At 74.0% G+C, this 20735-nt stretch carries 17 protein-coding genes; 8 read left to right on the forward strand and 9 right to left on the reverse strand.

The window, feature by feature from the left end:
* Positions 1 to 36: 36 nt before the first annotated feature.
* Positions 37 to 1179, reverse strand: a complete 1143-nt coding sequence (locus IG74_RS0132655; protein ID WP_030684587.1) for an acyl-CoA dehydrogenase family protein — start codon at positions 1177 to 1179, stop codon at positions 37 to 39.
* A gap of 56 nt (positions 1180 to 1235) precedes the next feature.
* Positions 1236 to 2378 carry a CaiB/BaiF CoA transferase family protein gene (locus IG74_RS0132660; RefSeq protein WP_030684589.1) on the reverse strand — a complete coding sequence of 381 codons (1143 nt, stop codon included), beginning with the start codon at positions 2376 to 2378 and terminating at the stop codon, positions 1236 to 1238.
* Between the two features lie 217 nt (positions 2379 to 2595).
* On the opposite strand from IG74_RS0132660, the gene IG74_RS0132665 reads away from it, so the two are divergent.
* Positions 2596 to 3783 (forward strand): saccharopine dehydrogenase family protein, encoded by a 1188-nt coding sequence (locus IG74_RS0132665; RefSeq protein WP_030684590.1) that lies wholly within the window; start codon positions 2596 to 2598, stop codon positions 3781 to 3783.
* Positions 3784 to 3814: 31 nt separating this feature from the next.
* On the opposite strand, the gene IG74_RS0132670 is transcribed toward IG74_RS0132665, so the two are convergent.
* Positions 3815 to 4519: an endonuclease V gene (locus tag IG74_RS0132670; RefSeq protein WP_107059086.1), complete on the reverse strand. Its 705-nt coding sequence runs from the start codon at positions 4517 to 4519 to the stop codon at positions 3815 to 3817.
* A 288-nt stretch (positions 4520 to 4807) separates the two neighbouring features.
* On the opposite strand from IG74_RS0132670, the gene IG74_RS0132675 reads away from it, so the two are divergent.
* Positions 4808 to 6508 (forward strand): hypothetical protein, encoded by a 1701-nt coding sequence (locus tag IG74_RS0132675; protein ID WP_030684593.1) that lies wholly within the window; start codon positions 4808 to 4810, stop codon positions 6506 to 6508.
* Here the strand turns inward: IG74_RS0132675 and IG74_RS0132680 are convergent.
* Genes IG74_RS0132680 through IG74_RS54260 form a run of 3 tightly spaced genes read right to left on the reverse strand, consistent with a single transcriptional unit; the run spans position 6500 to position 9031 of the window.
* Positions 6500 to 8659, reverse strand: coding sequence for a hypothetical protein (locus IG74_RS0132680; protein WP_234334524.1), 2160 nt, complete (start codon positions 8657 to 8659; stop codon positions 6500 to 6502). The genes IG74_RS0132675 and IG74_RS0132680 overlap by 9 nt on opposite strands.
* Positions 8660 to 8684: 25 nt before the next feature.
* Entirely contained in the window at positions 8685 to 8906 is a 222-nt protein-coding gene (locus IG74_RS52325) for a hypothetical protein (RefSeq protein WP_158857858.1), read from the reverse strand.
* Complete coding sequence (locus IG74_RS54260; RefSeq protein WP_267885620.1) at positions 8903 to 9031, reverse strand: hypothetical protein; 129 nt, start codon at positions 9029 to 9031, stop codon at positions 8903 to 8905. The genes IG74_RS52325 and IG74_RS54260 overlap by 4 nt, the downstream gene beginning before the upstream one ends.
* A gap of 425 nt (positions 9032 to 9456) precedes the next feature.
* On the opposite strand from IG74_RS54260, the gene IG74_RS0132690 reads away from it, so the two are divergent.
* Positions 9457 to 9756, forward strand: a complete 300-nt coding sequence (locus IG74_RS0132690; protein ID WP_030684595.1) for a YciI family protein — start codon at positions 9457 to 9459, stop codon at positions 9754 to 9756.
* Here IG74_RS0132690 and IG74_RS0132695 read toward each other — a convergent pair.
* Complete coding sequence (locus tag IG74_RS0132695) at positions 9753 to 10877, reverse strand: WD40/YVTN/BNR-like repeat-containing protein (RefSeq protein WP_420709976.1); 1125 nt, start codon at positions 10875 to 10877, stop codon at positions 9753 to 9755. The genes IG74_RS0132690 and IG74_RS0132695 overlap by 4 nt on opposite strands.
* A 357-nt stretch (positions 10878 to 11234) precedes the next feature.
* Between IG74_RS0132695 and IG74_RS0132700 the strand changes: the two genes are divergently transcribed.
* Complete coding sequence (locus IG74_RS0132700; protein ID WP_030684597.1) at positions 11235 to 11651, forward strand: SsgA family sporulation/cell division regulator; 417 nt, start codon at positions 11235 to 11237, stop codon at positions 11649 to 11651.
* A gap of 67 nt (positions 11652 to 11718) precedes the next feature.
* Here IG74_RS0132700 and IG74_RS0132705 read toward each other — a convergent pair whose 3' ends face one another.
* A complete protein-coding gene (locus IG74_RS0132705; protein ID WP_030684599.1) occupies positions 11719 to 12552 on the reverse strand; it encodes an isocitrate lyase/PEP mutase family protein in 834 nt (277 codons plus the stop codon).
* 426 nt (positions 12553 to 12978) lie between these two features.
* Here IG74_RS0132705 and IG74_RS0132710 point away from each other — a divergent pair, with 426 nt between their 5' ends.
* Together IG74_RS0132710 and IG74_RS0132715 are read left to right on the forward strand one after the other, a co-directional pair.
* A complete protein-coding gene (locus IG74_RS0132710; protein ID WP_078869207.1) occupies positions 12979 to 14655 on the forward strand; it encodes an ABC-F family ATP-binding cassette domain-containing protein in 1677 nt (558 codons plus the stop codon).
* A 10-nt stretch (positions 14656 to 14665) separates the two neighbouring features.
* Positions 14666 to 16954 carry an ATP-binding cassette domain-containing protein gene (locus IG74_RS0132715; protein WP_030684601.1) on the forward strand — a complete coding sequence of 763 codons (2289 nt, stop codon included), beginning with the start codon at positions 14666 to 14668 and terminating at the stop codon, positions 16952 to 16954.
* 42 nt (positions 16955 to 16996) lie between these two features.
* Here IG74_RS0132715 and IG74_RS0132720 read toward each other — a convergent pair whose 3' ends face one another.
* Entirely contained in the window at positions 16997 to 17890 is an 894-nt protein-coding gene (locus IG74_RS0132720; RefSeq protein ID WP_051855808.1) for a DUF4394 domain-containing protein, read from the reverse strand.
* 279 nt (positions 17891 to 18169) lie between these two features.
* Between IG74_RS0132720 and IG74_RS0132725 the strand changes: the two genes are divergently transcribed.
* Together IG74_RS0132725 and IG74_RS0132730 are read left to right on the forward strand one after the other, a co-directional pair.
* Positions 18170 to 19507, forward strand: coding sequence for a PucR family transcriptional regulator (locus IG74_RS0132725; protein WP_030684605.1), 1338 nt, complete (start codon positions 18170 to 18172; stop codon positions 19505 to 19507).
* A 125-nt stretch (positions 19508 to 19632) separates the two neighbouring features.
* Positions 19633 to 20601: an acyl-ACP desaturase gene (locus IG74_RS0132730; protein WP_030684606.1), complete on the forward strand. Its 969-nt coding sequence runs from the start codon at positions 19633 to 19635 to the stop codon at positions 20599 to 20601.
* Positions 20602 to 20735 lie beyond the last annotated feature (134 nt).

Here is a 20735-nt window from a genome sequence, read left to right on the forward strand (position 1 = left end):
CGTGCGGGGGTCAGTGCGGGGGGGGCGGTGCGGGGGTCAGTCGAGGAGGGCGCGGCCGATGATCTCCTTCATGATCTCGGTCGTGCCGCCGTAGATGGTCTGGATACGTCCGTCCGTGAACGCCTTCGCCACGCGGTACTCCGTCATGTAGCCGTATCCCCCGTGCAGTTGCAGACAGCGGTCGGCGACCCGTTTCTGCAGCTCCGTGGCCCACCACTTGGCCATGGAGGCGTGCACCGCGTCGAGCTGCCCGTTCGAGTGGTCCACGATGCAGCGGTCGAGGAACGTGCGGGTGACGGCGCACTCGGTGGCCATCTCGGCGATCTCGAAGCGGATGTGCTGGAGCTTGGCGAGCGGGCGGTTGAAGGCCTCGCGCTCCTTGACGTACGTCTTGGTGATCTCCAGGAGGTGCTCGGCGGCGGCGATCCCGGCGACGGCGATGGCCATGCGCTCCTGCGCGAGGTTCGTCATCAGATGGACGAACGCGCCGTTCAGCTCGCCGAGGAGGTTCTCCTTGGGCACGCGCACGTCGTGGAAGAAGAGTTCGGCGGTGTCCTGGGCCTTCTGGCCGATCTTGTCGAGGTTGCGGCCGCGCTCGAAGCCGGGCATGCCGCGCTCGACGACGAGCAGCGACAGGCCGTGCGCGCCGCCATCGGGCGTGGTCTTGGCGACGACGATGACGAGGTCGGCGAGGATGCCGTTGGAGATGAAGGTCTTGGAGCCGTTGAGCAGCCAGTGGTCGCCGCGGTCCTCCGCGGTCGTGCGGATGCCCTGGAGGTCGGAGCCCGCGCCCGGCTCCGTCATGGCGATGGCGCTGATCAGCGAGCCGTCGCAGAAGCCGGGCAGCCAGCGCCGCCGCTGCTCCTCGGTGGCGAGGCCGGTCAGATAGGGGCCGATGATGTCGTTGTGCAGGCCGATCGCGAGGCCCGCGGCACCCGCGCGGGTGAACTCCTCGGCGAGCACGGCGGCGTAGCGGAAGTCGCCGTTGCCGCCGCCCCCGTGCTCCTCGGGCACGGCGATCCCGAGCAGGCCCTGTCGGCCGGCCGCGCGCCAGGCGTCGCGGGAGACGATGCCGTCGTTCTCCCACTGCTCGTAGTGCGGCACGACCTCCTTGGCGAGGAAGGTGCGCACGGTCTCGCGGAACGCGTCGTGCTCGGCGTCGAAGATCTGCCGTTCCATGGTCTTCCGTTCCGTCGTCGGAGGGGGGCGCCGCGGCGTGCGTGCGCGCGGGGTGTTCAGGAGCGCGGCGCGGCGTCGCGCAGCGCCGGTACGTCCCAGTCGCGGGCCACGTCCTCGGTGTCGGCGCCGGGGCGCGCGGGCCCGGAGCGCACCGCCGTGGGCGTCGCCGAGAACCGGGGCGCGGGCGCGGGCTGGGTGAGGCCGCCGTGGTCGGTGAAGGTGCCGCGGGCCGCCAGGTGCGGGTGGCCGGGGGCCTCGCGCAGCGAGAGCACCGGCGCCACGCAGGCGTCCGAGTCCTCGAACACGGCCGTCCACGCGGCACGCGTACGCGTCTTGAAGCGGGCGGCGACGGCCTCGCGCAGCTCGCCCCAGCGGGCCAGGTCCCCCCGCGCGTCCGCGACGTCCTTCAGGCCCATCAGCTCGACGAACTCGTCGTAGAAGCGCTGTTCCAGGGCGCCCACGGCCATGTGCCCGCCGTCCGCCGTCTCGTACGTGCCGTAGAACGGGCAGCCGCCGTCCAGGAGGTTGGCGCCCCTGCGGTCCTGCCAGCCGCCCGCCGCGAGCATGCCGTGGATCATCGTGGCCAGATGCGCGGCGCCGTCCACGATCGCGGCGTCCACGACCTGCCCGGTGCCGTGCGCCTGGGCGTGCCGCAGCGCGGCGAGGACGCCGACGACGAGGTACAGCGAGCCGCCCGCGTAGTCCCCGACGAGGTTCGCCGGGACCGTGGGCGGCTCGTCCGCGGCGCCGATCATGCCGAGGGTGCCGGTGACGGCGATGTACGCGATGTCGTGCCCGGCGCGCGGGGCGAGCGGGCCCTGCTGCCCCCAGCCGGTCATGCGGCCGTAGACGAGCCTGGGGTTGCGGGCGCGGCAGTCGTCGGGGCCGACCCCGAGGCGCTCGGCGACGCCGGGGCGGTAGCCCTCGATGAGCACGTCCGCGCGCGCGACGAGGTCGAGCACGCGCTCCGCGCCGCCCGGGGCCTTCAGGTCGATCAGGACGCTGCGCTTGTTGCGGTTGGTGAGGTCGTACGCGGGGTCGACGGCGAGCCCGGCGCCGCCGGGCCGGTCGACGCGTACGACGTCCGCGCCCAGGTCGGCCAGGAGCATGGCGGCGAACGGGCCGGGGCCGATGCCCGCCAACTCCACCACGCGCACGCCGTCGAGCGGTCCGTGAACGCCGTTGTCCGGCACTGCCATTGAGCCCCCAGAGCTCTGCCGCCGCTATGACACAACCGATGTAACACCAGTGATGCTAAGAACGTGTTCCACTGGGCACAAGCCCTTGACGACCCCGAACGAGCAAGCGCTTAGCCCGGTGACCGGGGCCGGGCGCCCTGCGGCGGGCCGCCGCCCGGCGCCGGGGCGCGCTAGCCTCAGCCCCCGACACCGGCGCGGGACACGGCAGAGAGGTGCCATGACCAGTCACGACAAGGACCGTCCTTACGACATCGCGCTCTTCGGAGCGACCAGTTTCGTGGGGGTGCTCACCGCCGAGTACCTCGCCGCGCACGCCCCCGCCGGGCTGCGCTGGGCGATCGCCGGGCGCGACACCGCGAAGCTGGAGCGGCTGCGGGAACGCCTCGCCGACGCGCACCCCGCGTGCGCGGAGCTGCCCGTGCTGCACGCGGACGCGGGCGACCCCGGGTCGCTGCGCGAACTGGCCGCCCACGCGCGCGTGGTGGCCACCACCGTCGGCCCGTACCTCACGTACGGCCAGGACCTGGTGGCCGCCTGCGCGGACGCGGGCACGGACTATCTGGACCTTTCCGGCGAGCCGGAGTTCGTGGACCAGATGTACGTGCGGCACGACGCCCGCGCACGGGAGACCGGCGCGCGCCTGCTGCACGCCTGTGGCTTCGACTCGGTCCCGCACGACCTCGGTGTGTACTACACGGTGCAGCGGCTGCCCGAGGACGTGCCGCTGCGCGTCGACGGATTCGTCCGCACCCACGCGCGCTTCTCCGGCGGTACGTTCGCCTCCGCACTGCAGCAGTTCGCGCGCGGGCGCCAGCTGGTGGCCGCCGCCCGCGAGCGGCGGCGGCACGAGCCGCGCCTGGTGGGCCGCACCGCGTACGCGCCGCCGGGCCCGCCCCGGTACGCCGCCGAGGTCGGCGCGTGGGCGCTGCCGCTGCCGACGATCGACCCGCAGGTCGTGCAGCACTCCGCGCGCGCCCTGCCGCGCTACGGGCCGGACTTCCGCTACCGGCACTACGCCGCCGTCAAGTCGCTCCCGGTGGCCGTGGGCGGCGTCGCGGCGGTCGGCACGGTCCTCGCCGCCGCGCAGGTCCCCCCGGCGCGGCGCTGGCTCTCCGGCCTGGTCAAGCCGGGCGAGGGGCCGGACGCGGCGCGCCGGGCGGCGAGCTGGTTCTCCCTGCGGTACGTCGGCGCCGGCGGCGGGCAGCGGGTGTTCACCGAGGTGTCCGGCGGCGACCCCGGGTACGGCGAGACCTCGAAGATCTTCGCGGAGGCGGCGCTGTGCCTCGCGCTCGACGACCTGCCCGAGACCTCGGGCCAGGTGACGACGGCCATCGCGATGGCCGAACCGCTCATCGAGCGGCTCACGGCGGCGGGCATCGGGTTCCGGGTGGCCGCGGTGCGGTGACGCGCGCGACGGCTGTCCGGTCCGGGCCGCTTCAGGCCGTCGCCTCGCGCAGGGCCGCGCGGCACAGGGCGTCGGCCCTGCGGGTGGTCTCCGGCAGCCGGTAGCGCGGGGTGAGGTGCAGGGTGTGGGCCGCCGCACGGGCGAGGTCCACGCGGTGGCCGACCGACACGAACACCGGCTTCACGCCGTCCCGCGTGCGCAGCGCGACGCCGACCTCCTCCGTGCCGTCGAGCAGCGGCGCCGCGCTGCCGCGCCCGGCGCCCGGCGCCTCGTGGGAGAAGGTGAAGGGGTTCTTGGCGACGCCGATGGTGGGGTGACCGGTGACCACGCCGAGGTGGCTCGCGAGGCCGAAGCGGCGCGGATGGGCGATTCCGTAGCCGTCGCAGACGACCAGGCCCGGGTCGGCGGTGAGCGCGTCCAGGGCGGCGAGCACCGCGGGCAGCTCCCGGAAGGCCAACAGACCCGGCACGTAAGGGAACGCGACGGTGCCCACCGCCGTCGCCTCCTCGACGACGGCGAGGCTCGCCGCGTCCAGGACCACGACCGCGGCGGCCACCACGTCCCGTTCGTCGTCGTACGCCACGTCCACACCCGTGACGTGGCCCGTCCCGGGCGGCGGGCCCGGCTCGTCGCGCACCACGCGGGTGCGCAGGGCGTCCTGTACGGCACGGGCCGCCGCCTCGTCCACGGGCCAGTCGACGGGCAGGGGCGGGATCGTCACGGTGGTCGTGTTCATGGTCATCTCAGCCTAGGGCCTCCGGCACAACGGGCTCCGGTACGGTTCTCGGGTCTCCGTCGTCCAGGGCGGGCCCATCGCGCACGGGCCGGGAAGGGTTGGCACAGGTCGTGATGTCTGGTAGCGCGCGACCATACCGCGAACCGCGAACCGCGAACCGCGAACCGCGAACCGCGAACCGCGAACCGCGAACCGCGAACCGCGAACCGCGAACCGCGAACCGGGCGCTGGGCGCTGGGACCTGGGACCTGGTACCGGGTGGCCCGGAGGGCATAGCCGGAGGCCCGCGTGGGCGGTAGCCCGGAGCCGCTGCGGGCCCTGGTGGGGGACGACGCCTGGCGCTGGTCGACGTTCCGGGGCAGCAGAACCCTGGTCGTGGCGGCGCGCACGGTCACCTCGACGGTGCGGATCCTCGAATGCCTGCCCGCGCTGCTGCGCGGCGACGCCCGGGTGACCGTCGTCTTCGCCCACGACCCGACGTCGGCGTTCAGCGAAGGCGTCACGGACGTGCTGCACGACGCCGGCTGCCGGGTCCTGCCCTGGGACCGGCTCGGTGACATCGCACCGGACCTCGTGCTCTCCGCGAGCGAGAACATCGACGTGCCGGACGGCGACTACCCCGTCCTCGTCCTGCCGCACGGCGTCGGCTTCCAGAAGCTGGTCCCCGACTCCCGCACCTCGCGCAGCAGGCTCTCCGGAGCCGTGCCGGACGCGCTCCTGGACACCGGCCGTGCCTGGCTCGCCACCTCGCACCCCGACCAGGAGCGGCAGTTGCTCGCCGCGCACCCCAAGGCGGCCGGGCACACTCTGCCCGTCGGCGACCCCTGCTTCGACGAGCTGCTTGCGAGCCGGGGGCACGCCGACGCCTACAAGGCCGCCCTCGGCGTGGCCGCCGGGCAGCGGCTCGTCCTCGTCAGCTCCACCTGGGGGCCGACGTCCCTGCTCGGGCGCGCGCCGGAGCTGCCCGCGCGGCTGCTCGCCGCGCTGCCCTGCGACGAGTACCGGGTGGCCGCGGTCCTGCACCCCAACGTGTGGTCCGCGCACGGACCCTGGCAGATCCGCACGGTGCAGGCCGCCGCGCTCGACGCCGGGCTGCTCCTTGTGCCGCCGGTGCACGCCTGGCGGTCCGCGCTCGTCGCCGCGGACGCCGTGGTCGGCGACCACGGTTCGGTGACCCTGTACGGGGCGGCCCTCGGCAAACCCGTGCTGCTCGGCGCGTACGGCAGCGACGCGGTGCCCGGCACGGCCGTGGCCCACCTCGCCCGCACCGCGCCCCGGCTTGACCTCGACGGCGACCTGCGCGCGCAGCTCGCGGCGGCCCTGCGCGAGCCGTCGACGGCGTCGGTGTCGGCGGAGGTCGCGCGCCTGGCGTTCGCCGAACCCGGCCGCGCGCTGCCCCGTCTCCGCGCCGCCCTCTACCGGCTGCTCGGCCTGCCCGAACCCGCAGGTGACCCGCCGTCCGCGCTGGTCCTGCCGCCCCCTCGGGCCGAGTCGCGGGACGTCACGTCCTGGGCGGTGACCACGTCCCTCACGGACGGCGCCCTGCCGGGCTCCGGTCCGGTCGTCGACGTGCGGCGCACGCCCGCGGCCGTGTCCCGCGCGGACGGCGACACCGCGCGTACGTACACCCATCTCGCCTGTGACGAGGCCGAACGGGACCGCCGTCTCACGGAGAGCGCGTCGGTCCTCACCGCCACGTGCCCCGCGACGTCGGCCGCGGCGGCGCGGCGGTGGGCCGAGGACGTGCTGTGCCGCTTCCCCGGTGCGCTGCTGGCCGCGTCGGCCGTGGCGGACGGCGACGACGTCCTGATCGCCCTGCGGGACGGCCGGTCGGTCCTGGCGACCGGATGCGAGGTCACCGCGCCCGGCCTCGCGGCGGCCGTCGTCTACACGTGCCTGCGGGCCGGGCTTCCGCTGGAGGCGGCGGTGACGCTGCGCCTGGGCTCCCTGCCCGAGCGGCAGGTGACGGTACGGCGCGCCTCAGGCTGAGTCGAGCTCCGCGAGCCGCGCGCGCACGGCGTCCGCGCGGGGACTGCCGTAGGCCTCGTAGACCTCCAGCGCCCTGGCCAGCAGGGGACGGGCGGCGTCCGGGTCGCTCCCGGTGCGGCTGAGGACGTCGGCCAGGGCAGCGCGTGCGTCGGCCTCGTAGCTGTACGCCTCCGTGGCGTGCAGGGCCTGGGCCGCGGCGGTGAGGGCGCGTACGGCGTCGTCGGTCTCGCCCAGGTGGTCGTGGGCGAGACCGATGGCGAGGGTGGCGCGGGCGGCCATGCGGTGGTCGGCGCGGGCCGTCAGACGGGAGTGCGCGTCGCGGAGGGTGGCGAGGGCCGCGCGCGGCCGCCCGGCCGTGTCCTCGGCGCGGCCGAGGAAGTACGCGGCGATGGCGGCGCCGCGCTCCTCCCCCGCCGCCGTGTTGAGCGCGAGGGAGGCGCGGTAGGCGGTCATGGCCGCGTCCAGGTCGTGGTGTTCGAGGCAGCGGCCGAGGAACTCCTGGACGGACGCGCGCAGGACGGTGTGGCCCGAGACCTCGGCGCAGGCGACGGCCGCGTCCAGCTCGGCGCGGGCCTCCGCGTGTTCGCCGAGGTCGAGCAGGGGGCGTGAGCGCAGGCTGCGCAGCCGGGCCTCGGCCGCGGGGTCGACGGCCGCGGCGGCCGCGGCGGCCCCGAGCGCGAGCGACTCCAGCCAGGGCCCGAGGTGCCGGTGGTGCAGGAACAGGACGGTGAGCGCCTCCGCCGTCTGCCAGACGGGCACCTGGAGTCCGGGTTCGCGGGCGGCGGCGCGCAGCACGCCGAGCACATTGGGGTACTCGGCTTCGAGCCAGGCCAGCGGGGCGGGGCCGCCGGGGGCCGCGAACGGGTCGGGGACGGCGCGCAGCACGTCGGTGAGATCGGCGACGCGCAGCCGGTCCCGCCGGACGGCGCGGTCGGCGAGGGCGGTGAGCCGCAGGTAGTGGTCCAGGACGCGGGCGAGCGCGGCCTGTCCGCTCGCGGGCGGGTCCTCGCGCTCCGCGCGCTCGCCGGCGTGCAGCCGGACGAGGTCGTGGACGCGGTGGCGGCCGTCCGCGGTGGCTTCCAGGAGGCTCAGCGCCTCCAGTTCGCGCAGCTGGGCGCGGGCCTGTGCGAGGTCCACCCCGGCGGCCGCGGCGACGGCCGACTCGTCGAGGGCGGTGAGGGGCAGGGAGCCGATGAGCCGGTAGAGCCGGGCCGTCGCGGGCGGCAGCGCGCCGTAGGCGAGGTCGAGAGCAGCGGTCATGGAACGGCTCCTGCCCACGGACAGACCGGACAGGCGGTGGGTGGCGTCGGCGAGTTCGTCGGCGAGGCGGGCCAGGGTGAGGCTGCGGGCCGTCCGCAGCCGCCCGGCCACGATGTCGAGGGCCAGCGGCAGCTGCCCGCACAGCTCGACGACGCGGGCCGCGGCCGCCGGGTCGGCCGCCACGGCGTGCGCGCACCGGTCCGCGAGCAGCCGCAGCGCGCTGGCCCGGTCCAGCGGGTCGACGTACACCAGCTGGGCGTCGACGGACAGTTCGCCCAGCTCGCCGCTGTCCCCGCCGAAGGTGACGAGGACGACGCTGCCGGGCCCGCGGGGCAGCAGGGCGCGCACCTGCGCGGCGCGGCTGACGTTCTCCAGGACCACGAGCAGGGGCTGCTCGGCCGTGCGGGACCGGAAGCGGGCGGCGCGCTCCTGGAGGGAGTCGGGGATCAGGGGCTCCTCGACGCCGAGGGACCGCAGGAACTGCCCGGCGGCCTCGGAGACGTCCGCGCCCTCCCGCCGGTCCCTCAGGGCGGCGAAGTCGTGGTAGAGCTGCCCGCCCCGGAACCAGGCGCGCTTCAGCTCCGCCCAGCGTCTGATCACCGCCGTGGTGCCGACGCCGGGCAGCCCCTGGAGCACCGCGACGCCCACGGGAGCGCCGTGGCCGGGCGCCGCGAGGGCGTCGAGGCGCGCGAGGACGTCGACCTGATTGAAGAACCCGGCACTGAGAGGGGGCACTTCGTACGGCGTGACGTACTGGTGCGCCGGGGGCGGCAGCACGTTGAGCGTCACGTCGCCCGCGACGTGCCCGGCCTGAACGCTGTGGCCGTGCACAGTCCCTGACAGGTCGTTGCCCCCGCCGCCCGCCTCTTGGCTGCCCAACTCGTCCTCCACAAGGCTCCTTTGCCGCCGCGACACCTCACCGTATGCCGTGCGGCCGCCGTCCGTACCACTGCCCGTACACCTCGGTGTGCACGACGACGAGGACGCTTTTGCAGCCGGGCAGCCCGCGCCTTGCCGAAACCTTGCAGCACGCCGGGGCGGGCGCGGCGCGTCCTGCTGCCGCTCCCTCAAGGCGCTCGGCGCACCGGTCCTGCCCTGGCGCGCGCTGCGCGGCGACTTCGGCCTGGTGCTCGCTCACCGCCAGGGCCTCGGCGGCGGAGCGTACGACGTCCGGGCGAGCGCGCGCAGGGCGTCGCGGTGGTGCGGCAGGGCGGCGGCCCGCGACAGGGCGGCCATCAGCGCGACGGCCGTCACCTGCTCCAATCCGCCGCCCTTTCCCCGCTTCACCGTGGCCGTGGGCGTTACCGTTCCAGCGTTGTACCCGCCCGCATCTGATCGAATAACTAAGCAATCCGAACGACTAAGCAAATCAAGCCAATAAAAGAAGTCGCGCCCCTCCCTGTGTGAACGATATCGACCGCGTGCGATTCTTCAACGCCCTACCCGAGCGAGAGCCGACCTGCGGAACACCCGGAGGCACGGGTGGACTTGGGCATTAGCGTCCTCGGCCCCGTCGAGCTGCGCCGGTCCGCGGCGGACGTGTGGCAGATCGCCCGCTGCCGGAACAACCTGGGCACCGCGGGGAACCTCACGGACGCCGAGGCGCACTTCCGTGCCGCGCTCGACGGATTCCACGTGTCCGGCGACCAGGTCCGTCCGTCGCCGCGCCCCGCGATAGCCTCGCGATCATGTTTGTCATGGAGCTCACCTACACCGCCCCGGTCGACCGTGTCGACGCGCTGCTCGCCGAGCACGTCGCGTGGCTCGACGAGCAGTACGCCGCCGGGGTGTTCCTCGCCTCGGGGCGGAAGAACCCCCGCGACGGCGGGGTGATCCTCGCCGTCGGGGACAGCCGCGCCGACATCGAGAGGATCGCGGCCCTCGACCCCTTCGTCACCGGCGGGGTGTGCGAGTACCGGATCACCGAGTTCCTCGCCACGAAGACGGCCCCCGCGCTGTCCGCCTACCGGCAGCAGCTGCCCGCCTAGCGCCGTTCGAGGCGTGCCACGCGGCCCTTCTCGCCCGCCGCCCAGCAGCCGAGGTCGGGGGCGCAGTCCACGGTGTCGTAGGAGCCGCCGTCGACGGTGCGCCAGGAGCGCCCCGCGTCCGTCGTGACGTCGGTGCCGGTGGGTCCGACGGCGAGGGCCGTGGTGCGGCTGTGCGGAAGCCAGGTGACGCCCGAGCGGTAGGCGGGCACGGGGCGTGCGGACGGCCGCCAGGTGCGCCCGCCGTCGCGGGTCACGGCGGCGGCCCGGGGCGACGCCTCCCCGGCGCGGTAGTCGCCGCCGACGGCGAGCCCGTGCGTACGGTCGCGGAAGGCGAGGCCGAAGACCCCGCGCGCCGGGTCCCCCGCGGGGATCGGCGCGTCGGTGGCCGTCCAGGTCAGACCCCGGTCGGCCGAGTGCAGGACCCGGCCGCGGGCGGCGCCGCCGGTGGCCAGCCACACGTCGCGCGGGCCCGCGCTCACCACGCACTGGCCGCTCGCGGCGAAGGCGCTCTCGCCGGCCTGGGCGGCGGGCATGCCCTTGTCCGGAAGGACCTTCCAGGAGCGGCCGCCGTCCCCGGTGGACAGGATGCGGTACTTGCCGTCCACCGGGTCGCTCACGGCGAGGCCGTGGCGGCGGTCGAAGAAGGTCATGCAGTCGTAGAAGGCCTTGGGCTCCGTGTTGCGGAAGGCCTCCGTCCAGGTCTTGCCGCCGTCGGCGGTGCGGTAGACCCGCGAGGCCTCGCCCTCGCCGATCGCGAGCGCCACGGCCCGGCGCCCGTCGAACGCCTCGACGTCGCGGAACTCCAGGCCCACCGCGCCGGGCGGCGACACGTCCCGCCAGTGGGCGCCGCCGTCCGCGGTGCGCAGGACGGTGCCCTTGGACCCGGCCGCCCAGGCGGTGCTCCGGCTGACGGCGGCGAGGCCACGGAAGCGGGCGTCGGTTCCGGTGGGCTTGAGGTCCCAGGCCGGGGAGCCGCCCCGGTGGACCGACGCCCCAGCAGCCCCTTCCGAACCTTCAGCCGCGCCAACCGCACCACCCGCGTCGGCCCCGCCAGCCGCACCGGCCGCGCCAGCCGCACCGGCCGTTCCCGGAGTGACGAGGGACGTCGCCACCAGCGCCACCGCGCCGAGCGCCACCCCCAGACCGCCCAGGCGGCCCAGGCCGCCCGCTCCGCGCCGCGTCAAACGTCCCGTACGCACCACACGCCCCCTGAAGTCCGGATGTCCCAGCCGCCCCGTGCCCCTCTTGGCGGGCGAAGCTAGCCCACGGCGCCGGTGGCGTCCAGATGGCCGAACCAGGGCACTCGGAAGGCCGACGGCCGGAACCGCGCCGCGGTTCACGGTGTCGCGGTGACAGAGGTCACTCGGTCCGACCGGACCCCGCATGCACGGATCTCCCGATTCCAACGTCTATTCAAGTGCCCGACCACTGTCGTGCACACCGAGGTCGTCCAGTCGCCAGAGTCAAGGGAGCAGGCCTTGTCCACTGTCATCGAGCAAGCCGTCGAGGCCCGTCTGGTCGCCGCGGCGCCCCGGATGCCCACCATCCCCGCCACGCTCCACTACGACCAGCGTGACCCCTTCGCGGTGCGCATGAGCTTCCCGGCCCCCGCGACCCTGGAGGGCGTCGAGGTGCACTGGACGTTCGCCCGCGAGCTGCTCACCCAGGGAGTGGAGAGCACGGTGGGCGACGGTGACGTCCGGGTGCGGCCGTACGGCTACGAGCGCACGGTCCTGGAGTTCCACGCCCCCGAGGGCACCGCCATCGTGCACGTCCGCACCGGTGACCTGCGCCGGTTCCTGCACCGCACGACGGCCCTCGTACCGGCCGGCCAGGAGCACCAGCACGTGGACCTGGACCAGGACCTGGCCGATCTGATGCGCGACGCCTGCTGAGGCACGGCCGCACCCGGCGGCCGCACCCGGCGGCGGCCGCGTCCCCGCGGCGCGCGGCGCCCCGCAGTCAGCGGCCGAACAGCGCGTCGAGCTCACCGAAGTCGAGCCCGCCCGCCAGCGATCCGTACGTGCCCTCGGTGAGCAGTTCCCGCGCCGCCCCGCGCACCAGCGCGTGCGCGGCCTGGGCGATGCCCGAGCCGACGCTGATCCGCGCCACGCCGAGCGCGGCGAGGCGCGCGACCGGCGGCGCTCCCGGCCCCGCCATCACGTTGACCGGCCCGTCGACCTTCGCGACCAGGGCCCCGACCGTCTCCGGGTCGACCACGCCGGGCACGAAGACGCCGTCGGCCCCGGCGCCGAGGAACGCGGCGGCCCGCTCCAGGGTCAGCGCGAGCCGTTCCCCCGCGTCCTCCCCCGCGCCCCGCAGATAGGTGTCGACGCGCGCGTTCACGAACAGGGGCACGCCCGCGGCGTCGGCGGCACCGCGCGCGGCCGCGATCCGCTCGGCCTGCTCGGCGACGGGCCGCAGCGGCTCGCCCCCGGCGTACCGGCCGTCCTCGATGTTCACGCCCACCGCGCCCGCGGCCAGGACCGCCCGGACGGTGTCGGCGACGCCCGCGGCGTCCTCGGCGTAGCCGCTCTCGACGTCGGCGCTCACGGGCACGGAGACCGTGTCCACGATCCGGGCCACGGCGCCGAGCGCCTGGTCGCGGGTGAGCCGGTCGCCGTCGCCCGCCCCGAGGGCCCAGGCGAGCCCGGCGCTCGTGGTGGCGACGGCGGCGGCCCCCGCCGTCTCGACGAGCCGGGCGCTCGCGGCGTCCCAGGCGTTGGGCAGGACCAGTGGGGACCCGGGGACGTGCAGGTCACGGAAGGCGGTCGCGAGATCGTTCACGTGCGTCATGCCCAGCACTCAACCAGTCCGCGCCGCATCCGGTCCGGCAGGAATCCGACATCGTCGTCGACGGCGGCGCGCCCTCCCGCCCCCCTCCCGCACCCCGCGCGCATCTCTCACGCACCCCTCACTCACCCCTCGCGCACCGGGGCGGGGAGAAAATGCGTTGACACGTCTTCCGGGCTCTTCCTACGGTGTACTCGCTTCTGTTGCCGCCGATTGGAGAAGGACGTTGCTCGTCTGAGGTCTTGAGACACCGCGTCACACAGCTGTCCCTCGCTGTGTGCGTCGCGTGCGACCTCGGCGTACGAGCCGTCCCGCCCCGGCACAGGGTCCTCCTTCCGCGTCCGGCCTCCCAGGCCCGGCGCGCACGGCCCCCCGCGGTGTCTCACACGCGTTGCCCCTGATCACGCCACCGAGCAACCGCGAGGCCGCATGTCTACTGTCCCCACCCCGTCCATCACCTGTACGTCGCTGTCCTTCACCTGGCCCGACGGCACCCCCGTCTTCGACGGCCTCCAGGCCGCGTTCGGCCCCGGCAGGACCGGCCTCATCGGCCGCAACGGCTCGGGCAAGTCCACGCTCCTGAAGCTCGTCGCGGGCGAACTCGCCCCGACCGATGGCATGGTGCGCACCGCCGACGACGTCGGCTACCTGCCGCAGAACGTCACCCTCGACACCGCGCTCCGCGTCGACGAGGTCCTCGGCATCGCGGCGACGCGCGCCGCCCTGCACGCCATCGAGGCGGGCGACGCGCGCGAGGAGCACTTCACCGCCGTCGGCGACGACTGGGACGTCGAGGAGCGCGCCGCGGCGACGCTCGACCAGCTCGGGCTCGGCCACATCGGCCTCGACCGCACCACGGGCGAGGTGTCCGGCGGCGAGTCGGTGCTCCTGCGCCTGGCCGCCCTGCTCCTTCGCAGGCCCGGCGTGCTGCTGCTCGACGAGCCCACCAACAATCTGGACCTGTACGCCCGGCGCCGCCTGTACGCGGCCGTCGACGCCTGGTCCGGCGTGCTCGTGGTGGTCAGCCACGACCGCGAACTCCTGGACCGGGTCGACCAGATCGCCGATCTACGGGACGGCGAGGTGACCTGGTACGGGGGCAACTTCTCCGCGTACGAGGAGGCCCTGGCCGTCGAGCAGGAGGCGGCGGAGCGCATGGTGCGCGTCGCCGAGGCCGATCTGCGCAAGCAGAAGCGCGAACTGGTCGACGCCCAGGTCAAGTTGGCCCGGCGCAAGCGGTACGGCCAGAAGATGTGGGACCAGAAGCGGGAGCCGAAGGTCGTCATGGGCAACCGCAAGCGGGCCGCCCAGGAGTCCGCGGGCAAGCACCGCATCCTGCACGAGGAGAAGCTCGCCGAGGCCAAGGAGCGTCTCGACGACGCGGTGGAGGCCGTGCGGGACGACGACGACATCCGCGTCGACCTGCCCCACACGGCGGTGCCGCCGGGCCGCACCGTGCTCACCCTGAGCAATCTGTCCCTGCGCTACGGAGCCTCCGTACGGGGCGAGTTCGAGATCCGGGGCCCGGAGCGGATCGCGATCGTGGGCCGCAACGGCGCGGGCAAGACGACGCTCCTGCGGACCATCAGCGGCGACCTCGCACCGGCCGGCGGCGAGGCGATCACGCACGCGCCGATGCGCTTCCTGCCGCAGCGCCTCGACGTCCTCGACGACGAGCTGACCGTCGCCGAGAACGTGGCGCGGCAGGCCCCGGACGCGACCAACAACCGCGTCCGGGCCCGCCTGGCCCGCTTCCTGTTCCGGGGCGCCAAGGCCGACCAGCGGGCCGCCACCCTGTCGGGCGGCGAGCGGTTCCGGGCGGCGCTCGCGGCGCTCATGCTGGCCGAGCCCGCACCCCAGCTGCTCCTGCTCGACGAGCCGACGAACAACCTCGACATGGCGAGCGTGCGGCAGCTGTCGTCGGCCCTGGAGTCGTACGAGGGGGCGCTGATCGTGGCCAGCCACGACCTGCCGTTCCTGGAGTCCATCGGCATCACGCGCTGGCTGCTGCTCGACGGCGGGCTCAGCGAGCTCGCGGGAGACCGCCCGCAGCTCACGAAGGACCGCCCGGAAATCCCGACAGAGGTTGTCGGGTATCCCGAATAGCTTCGGAGGCATGTACGAAGCAACCGCCCATGACCACATCACCATCACCGGAGCCCGCGAGAACAATCTGAGGGAGGTGAGCCTGCGCGTCCCCAAGGGCAGGCTCACCGTCTTCACCGGCGTCTCCGGCTCGGGGAAGTCGTCGGTCGTCTTCGACACCATCGCCGTCGAGTCGCAGCGCCAGCTCAACGAGACCTTCACCTGGTTCGTCCGCAACCGCCTGCCGAAGTACGAGCGGCCGCACGCGGACGCCATCGAGGACCTGGCGCCCGCGATCGTCGTCGACCAGAAGCCGATCGGCGGCCACTCCCGGTCCACCGTCGGCACGATGACGGACATCTACTCGGTGATCCGGGTCCTGTTCTCGCGGCACGGCACGCCGAGCGCGGGCCCGGCCACCGCCTACTCCTTCAACGACCCGAGCGGCATGTGCCCCGAGTGCGCCGGGCTCGGCCGCACCGTGCGGCCCGACTACGACCGCATCCTGGACCCCGCCAAGTCCCTCGCGGACGGCGCGGTCCTGTTCCCGCCGTTCGCCGTCGGGACCTGGCAGGGCCAGACGTACACCAACACCCCCGACCTCGACCCGCACAAGCCGCTGTGCGACTTCACCGCCGAGGAGCGGCGCTTCCTGCTGCGCGGGCACCCCCACAGCGGGAAGGTCAACGTGGGCAACACCGGCGGCGCCCGCGACATCGACTTCGAGGGCCTCGCCGACCGGTTCGAGCGCCTCTACCTGCACCGCGACCTGTCGGCGCTCTCCCAGAAGACCCGCGACCTGGTGCAGGGCTTCCTCATCGAGGGCCGCTGCCCCGCCTGCGCGGGCGCGCGGCTCAACCCGGCGGCGCTGGCCAGCCGGATCAACGGCCTGAACATCGCCGACTGCGCCCGCATGGAGGTCACCGACCTCATCGTGGAGCTCGGCCGCGTCGACGACCCGGTCGCGGGCCCCGTCGCGCGGGCCGCCGTCGCCGCGCTCGAACGCGTCGAGGCGATCGGCCTCGGCTACCTCAGCCTCGACCGCGAGACCTCCACGCTCTCCGGCGGCGAGGGCCAGCGCCTGAAGATGGTCCGGCACCTGGGCTCCAGCCTCACCGGGATGACGTACATCTTCGACGAGCCGAGCGTCGGCCTGCACCCGCGGGACGTCGGGCGCCTGGGCGACCTGCTGCTGCGCCTGCGCGACAAGGGCAACACCGTCCTCGTCGTCGAGCACGACCCGGACGTCATCGCGGTCGCCGACCACGTCGTCGACATGGGCCCGGCCGCGGGCAGCCACGGCGGCCTGGTCGTCTTCGAGGGCACCCCGGACGGACTGCGCGCCGCCGACACCCTCACCGGCCGCTCCCTGCGGCGCGCGTCGGGCGTCAAGGAGCACCCGCGCGAGCCCGTCGGCGGCGCCTGGATCAAGGGCGCCGACCTGCACAACCTCAAGGACGTGAGCGTACGGGTGCCCACCGGCGTGCTCACCGCGGTCACCGGCGTCGCGGGCTCGGGAAAGAGCACGCTCGTCTCCGGGGCGTTCACCGCGCAGCACCCGGACGCCGTGGTCGTCGACCAGTCCGCCATCGGCATCTCTGGCCGGTCGACCCCCGCGACCTATCTGGGGATCATGGACCGCGTACGGACCCTGTTCGCCCGGCACACGGGGGCGGAGGCCGGCCTGTTCAGCTTCAACTCCAGTGGCGCGTGCGAGCGTTGCCAGGGCCGCGGGATCATCTACAGCGACCTGGCCTTCATGGACCCGGTGACGACGACCTGCGAGGAGTGCGACGGACGCCGGTTCAAGCAGGAGGTGCTCCGGCTCACCGTGGGCGGCCGCTCGGTCGTGGACGTCCTGGACATGACCGCCGAGCAGGCCCTCGCCTTCCTGGGGGACTTCCCGGACCCGGCGGTGCGCCGCCGCCTCGGCGCCCTGCGGGACGTCGGACTCACCTACCTCACCCTCGGGCAGCCGCTGAGCACCCTCTCCGGCGGCGAGCGCCAGCGCATCAAGCTGGCCACCCAGCTGCACAGGACCGGGACGACGTACGTCCTGGACGAGCCGACGACCGGGCTGCACATGGCGGACGTCGACGGACTCCTCGCCCTGCTCGACCGGCTCGTCGACGCCGGTAACACCGTCCTCGTCGTCGAGCACAACCTGGACGTCGTCAAGCACGCCGACTGGGTCATCGACCTCGGCCCGGACGGCGGCAAGCACGGCGGCCGCGTCGTCTTCGAGGGAACACCGCGCGAACTGCTCGCCGCCGAGGGCTCGTTCACGGCGGAACACCTGCGGCGATCGGTGGCCGCTTAGGCCTTCACCGCGGCCCGGCGGTGACCGGGCCGCGGCGTGGGCTCACTTGCCGGTGAGGGAGATGGCCAGGTCCGTGATGTCCACGGCGGGGAACCGGCCGATGAGTTCGGTCTCGCCGGTGAACAGGTTGACGTTGTAGAGGCTGGATTTCACCGTGCCGGACGGCGGACCCAGGATGGCGAAGCCCGCGTTCGAGACCGTCTTGCCGCCCGAGAGCGTGCTGTAGATGTCGAGGCCCGCGTTGGGGCCCGCGTCGACGCCCAGGGAGCCGATCGGCGACAGGGTGCCGTTGTTGGCCGGGGCCTGGACGAGCAGCTGGTCCGTCTTGGTGTCGATGTCGAACAGGAGGGTGCCGGTGGTCCCGTTCAGGTCGTTGTTCGTGTACGCGACCGCGCTGACGCCCCGCGTCCACCCGGGGATGGGCGGGGTGGTAAGGACGCCGTCCTCGACCGTGGTGTGGTCGTTCAGGTTGTGCCGCAGGTTCTGGCCGTTGTCACTGATCACCCGGAGCCGGTCGGCCGCCGGGTTGAAGTCGACGCCGAAGTTGGTGCCGAGCAGGTCGAACTGGAGCTGGGAGACCTTGGTGGCGGTCGGCTCCGGGACCTGGGGCGGCCACTTGAACGTGTAGATCCCGCCCTTGTCGCCGACCCCGTACAACTGGCCGTCCTGGACCCGGAAGTCGATGCCGACCACCTTCTGGTCGCCCTTGAGGCCGGTGATATCCCGCACCCAGTCCAGTCGCGTCGGGGTGTCGGTCTTGAACGCGGCCATCGAGAGGCCGTCGCTACTGATCCCGTACGCCTGCAGGCTCGGGGTGGCGGCGGGCGCCGCCGAGCCGGTGCCGGGCGCGCCCATCACGAGCACTGTCGACGCGGTGAGGAGCGCGACCGCCGCCGCGAATTTTCTCCTGCTGCGCGTTCTGCTTCGAATCTTCATCGGTGGTTCCCTCCCGTTGCTCCTTGAATACGTCATAGGGCACATGCGGGTTGTCCCGATCGCCACGGTGTTCCCCCCACGGGCGGGTGCAGGGTTCCCATTAAGCCCAGGTCACCGGGGGCCGACAAGCGCTTGCAGGGACAAGGGCGCCCCGTTCGCGGAACTTTGCGCGGGGTGACAAACAGCCGCCCGCCCGCCCGGCCGGAATGTGTGAGAGGTGTGAACGCCGACCGGATTCCCCCTGTCGGGCCGCTCGCGCGCGGTGGGATGCTCGCGGCCATGGGGAGCCTCTTCGCCGAGCTGGCCCGGCGGGCGGCGAACAGCGCGCGCCGGGAGGTCGAGGCGTACGCGCGCGAGATCCCGGAGTTCGCCTCCCTGGACGCCGACGCCAGGGCCCGGGCCGAGACGATGGAGTACGCGGTGTGGCTGCGCCGCCGCACGCTCGAACTGTCGCCCGACAACAGCCCGCTGACCCCCGACGACCTCGCCTTCGTCTCCGCCATGGGCGAGGTGCGGGGCGGCTCGGGCATGTCCCTGGAGTCACGCCAGCGGGTCCTGTGCCTGCACACGGCGCTGATGCTGCGCGAGATCCACGAGGCGGTCGACGCCAAGCGCGGCGGCGACGCCGAGGAACTCCTGCGCATGATGGGCTGGTTCGCCCCGCAGGGCGAGCGCGGCATCAGCGCCTACTGCCAGGGCTTCGTGACCGCGCTGCGCCGCCGCCTTCCGTACGTCGAACAGGTCGCCCTGCTCGCCAAGTCGCTGCTCACCCAGGACCCGCTGGCGGCGGAACTCGCCCCGGCCGTGGGCATGGAGCTGCCCGAGCACTGCGCGGTGACGGTGGTCCGGATACCGGACGGGAGCAGCGGCCACGACGGCCGCGGCGGCCCGGAGCGCGAGATCGAGGCGCTCATGAAGACCCACCGGGTGCCGATGGTCTGGTGCCCGACGGGAGACGGGGGCGGGGAGCTGATCGCCCTCGTGCCCGACGTCGCGACGAGGCCGCGATCACGCGACGTGACCGATCACGCGTCCGCGTCCACCAGCGGCCGGACGCCCGCCGCCGCGGCCTCCCCCGCGACCGCCCGCGAGCCCGGCCCCCCGGCGGAGCCCGCCGCCGACTCCGCGTCCGACCTCGGCCTGGATCCCGTGCCCGACCTCGCCCTCGACCTCGTACGGGACTTCGCGGGCGCCCTCGACCGCCCCTGCGCCGCGGGCACCGCGAGCGCGCCGCTCACGGAGCTCGCCTGCGCCCTGAACCGGGCCCGGCGGATCAGCCGGGTGACCCCCCTGCGGCGGGCGCCCGCCCGGCTGCGGCCGCTCACCACGGCGGACGCGTTCGTCGAACTGGCCGTCGCCGACGTGCCGTTCGTCGACTCCTGGCTCGCTACAGTGGCCCGGCACCTCGAACCCGGACCCGACCTCGTCGTCACCCTCGACGCGTACTACCGCTACGACATGGACCGGGGCGCGGCGGCGGCCGCCCTCAACGTCCACCCCCGCACCCTCGACTACCGACTGCGCCGGGTACGGGAGCTCACCGGCCTCGCCCCCGGCTCGACGCGGGGGGTACGCGTCCTCAGCGCGGCCGTCGCACGGCGCCTGGCGGTGCGCTGAGACCACCGTCACTCTTTACGACGGGTTTAACCTACGGGAACGTAACCTACGATGCCGTAGGTAACCCCGCTCGCGGCACCCCGTGCCGCACCCCCCTCCGTCCCCACCCCCTCCCTGGAGACCCCGTGACGCTCACCTCCCCGCACCTCGGCAGCCCGGACACCTGGACCGACGCCCGGTTGCTGTACGCGCTGGAGGAAGTGGTCGAGCAGGAGCTCAACCGGCATCTGAAGGTCGCCAAGGACTGGATGCCGCACGAGTACGTGCCGTTCTCGGACGCGCGGAACTTCCCCGGCCAGTTCGAGGACGGCGAGGCCTGGGAGCTCGGACAGTCGCCCGTCACCGACGTCGGCCGCATCGCCCTCGTCGTCAACCTCCTCACCGAGGACAACCTCCCGAGCTACCACCACGAGATCGCCACGCTCTTCGGACGGGACGGGGCCTGGGGCACGTGGGTGCACCGCTGGACGGCCGAGGAGGGCCGCCACGGCATCGTGATGCGGGACTACCTCCTCGCCTCCCGCGCGGTGGACCCGGACCAGCTGGAGCGATTCCGGATGGCACACATGAGCGAGGGGTTCGAGTCGGACAACCGGCACTCGATGCTTCACTCGGTCGCGTACGTCGCCTTCCAGGAGCTGGCCACCCGCATCTCCCACCGGAACACCGGACACCAGTCCGGCGACCCGGTCTGCGACCGGATGCTGGCGCGCATCGCCACCGACGAGAACCTGCACATGGTCTTCTACCGCAACCTCCTGAAGTCCGCCTTCGAGCTCGCGCCGGACGCCACGATGATGGCCGTACGCGACGTCGTCGTCGGCTTCCGCATGCCCGGGCACGGCATCCCCGGCTTCGAGCGGGCCGCCGCGAAGATGGCCATCGGCGGGGTGTACAACCTGCGCATCCACCACGACGACGTGCTCCAGCCCGTGCTCCGCTTCCTCAAGGTCATGAGCATCTCCGGGCTCGGCCCGGAGGGTATCCAGGCCCAGGAGGAGCTCGGGCTCTTCCTCGACGGGCTCGACGGGGAGGCGCGGCGCTTCGACGAGCGGCTTGCGGCCCGTCGGGCTCGCATCGCAGCCCGGGCCTGAGACCGGCCCGGCCAACAGCCCCGGCGCTACCGCGCCGGGCCCTCTCTCCCACCCGCCCACCCGACACACCCCGGCCTTGCGAGGCCGGGCCCCGACGCTCCGCGCTGCCGCCGAGTGGGCGGCCCCACCGCTAC

Origin of the sequence: Streptomyces sp. NRRL B-1347, assembly GCF_000720325.1 — a bacterium.
Taxonomy (GTDB): domain Bacteria; phylum Actinomycetota; class Actinomycetes; order Streptomycetales; family Streptomycetaceae; genus Streptomyces.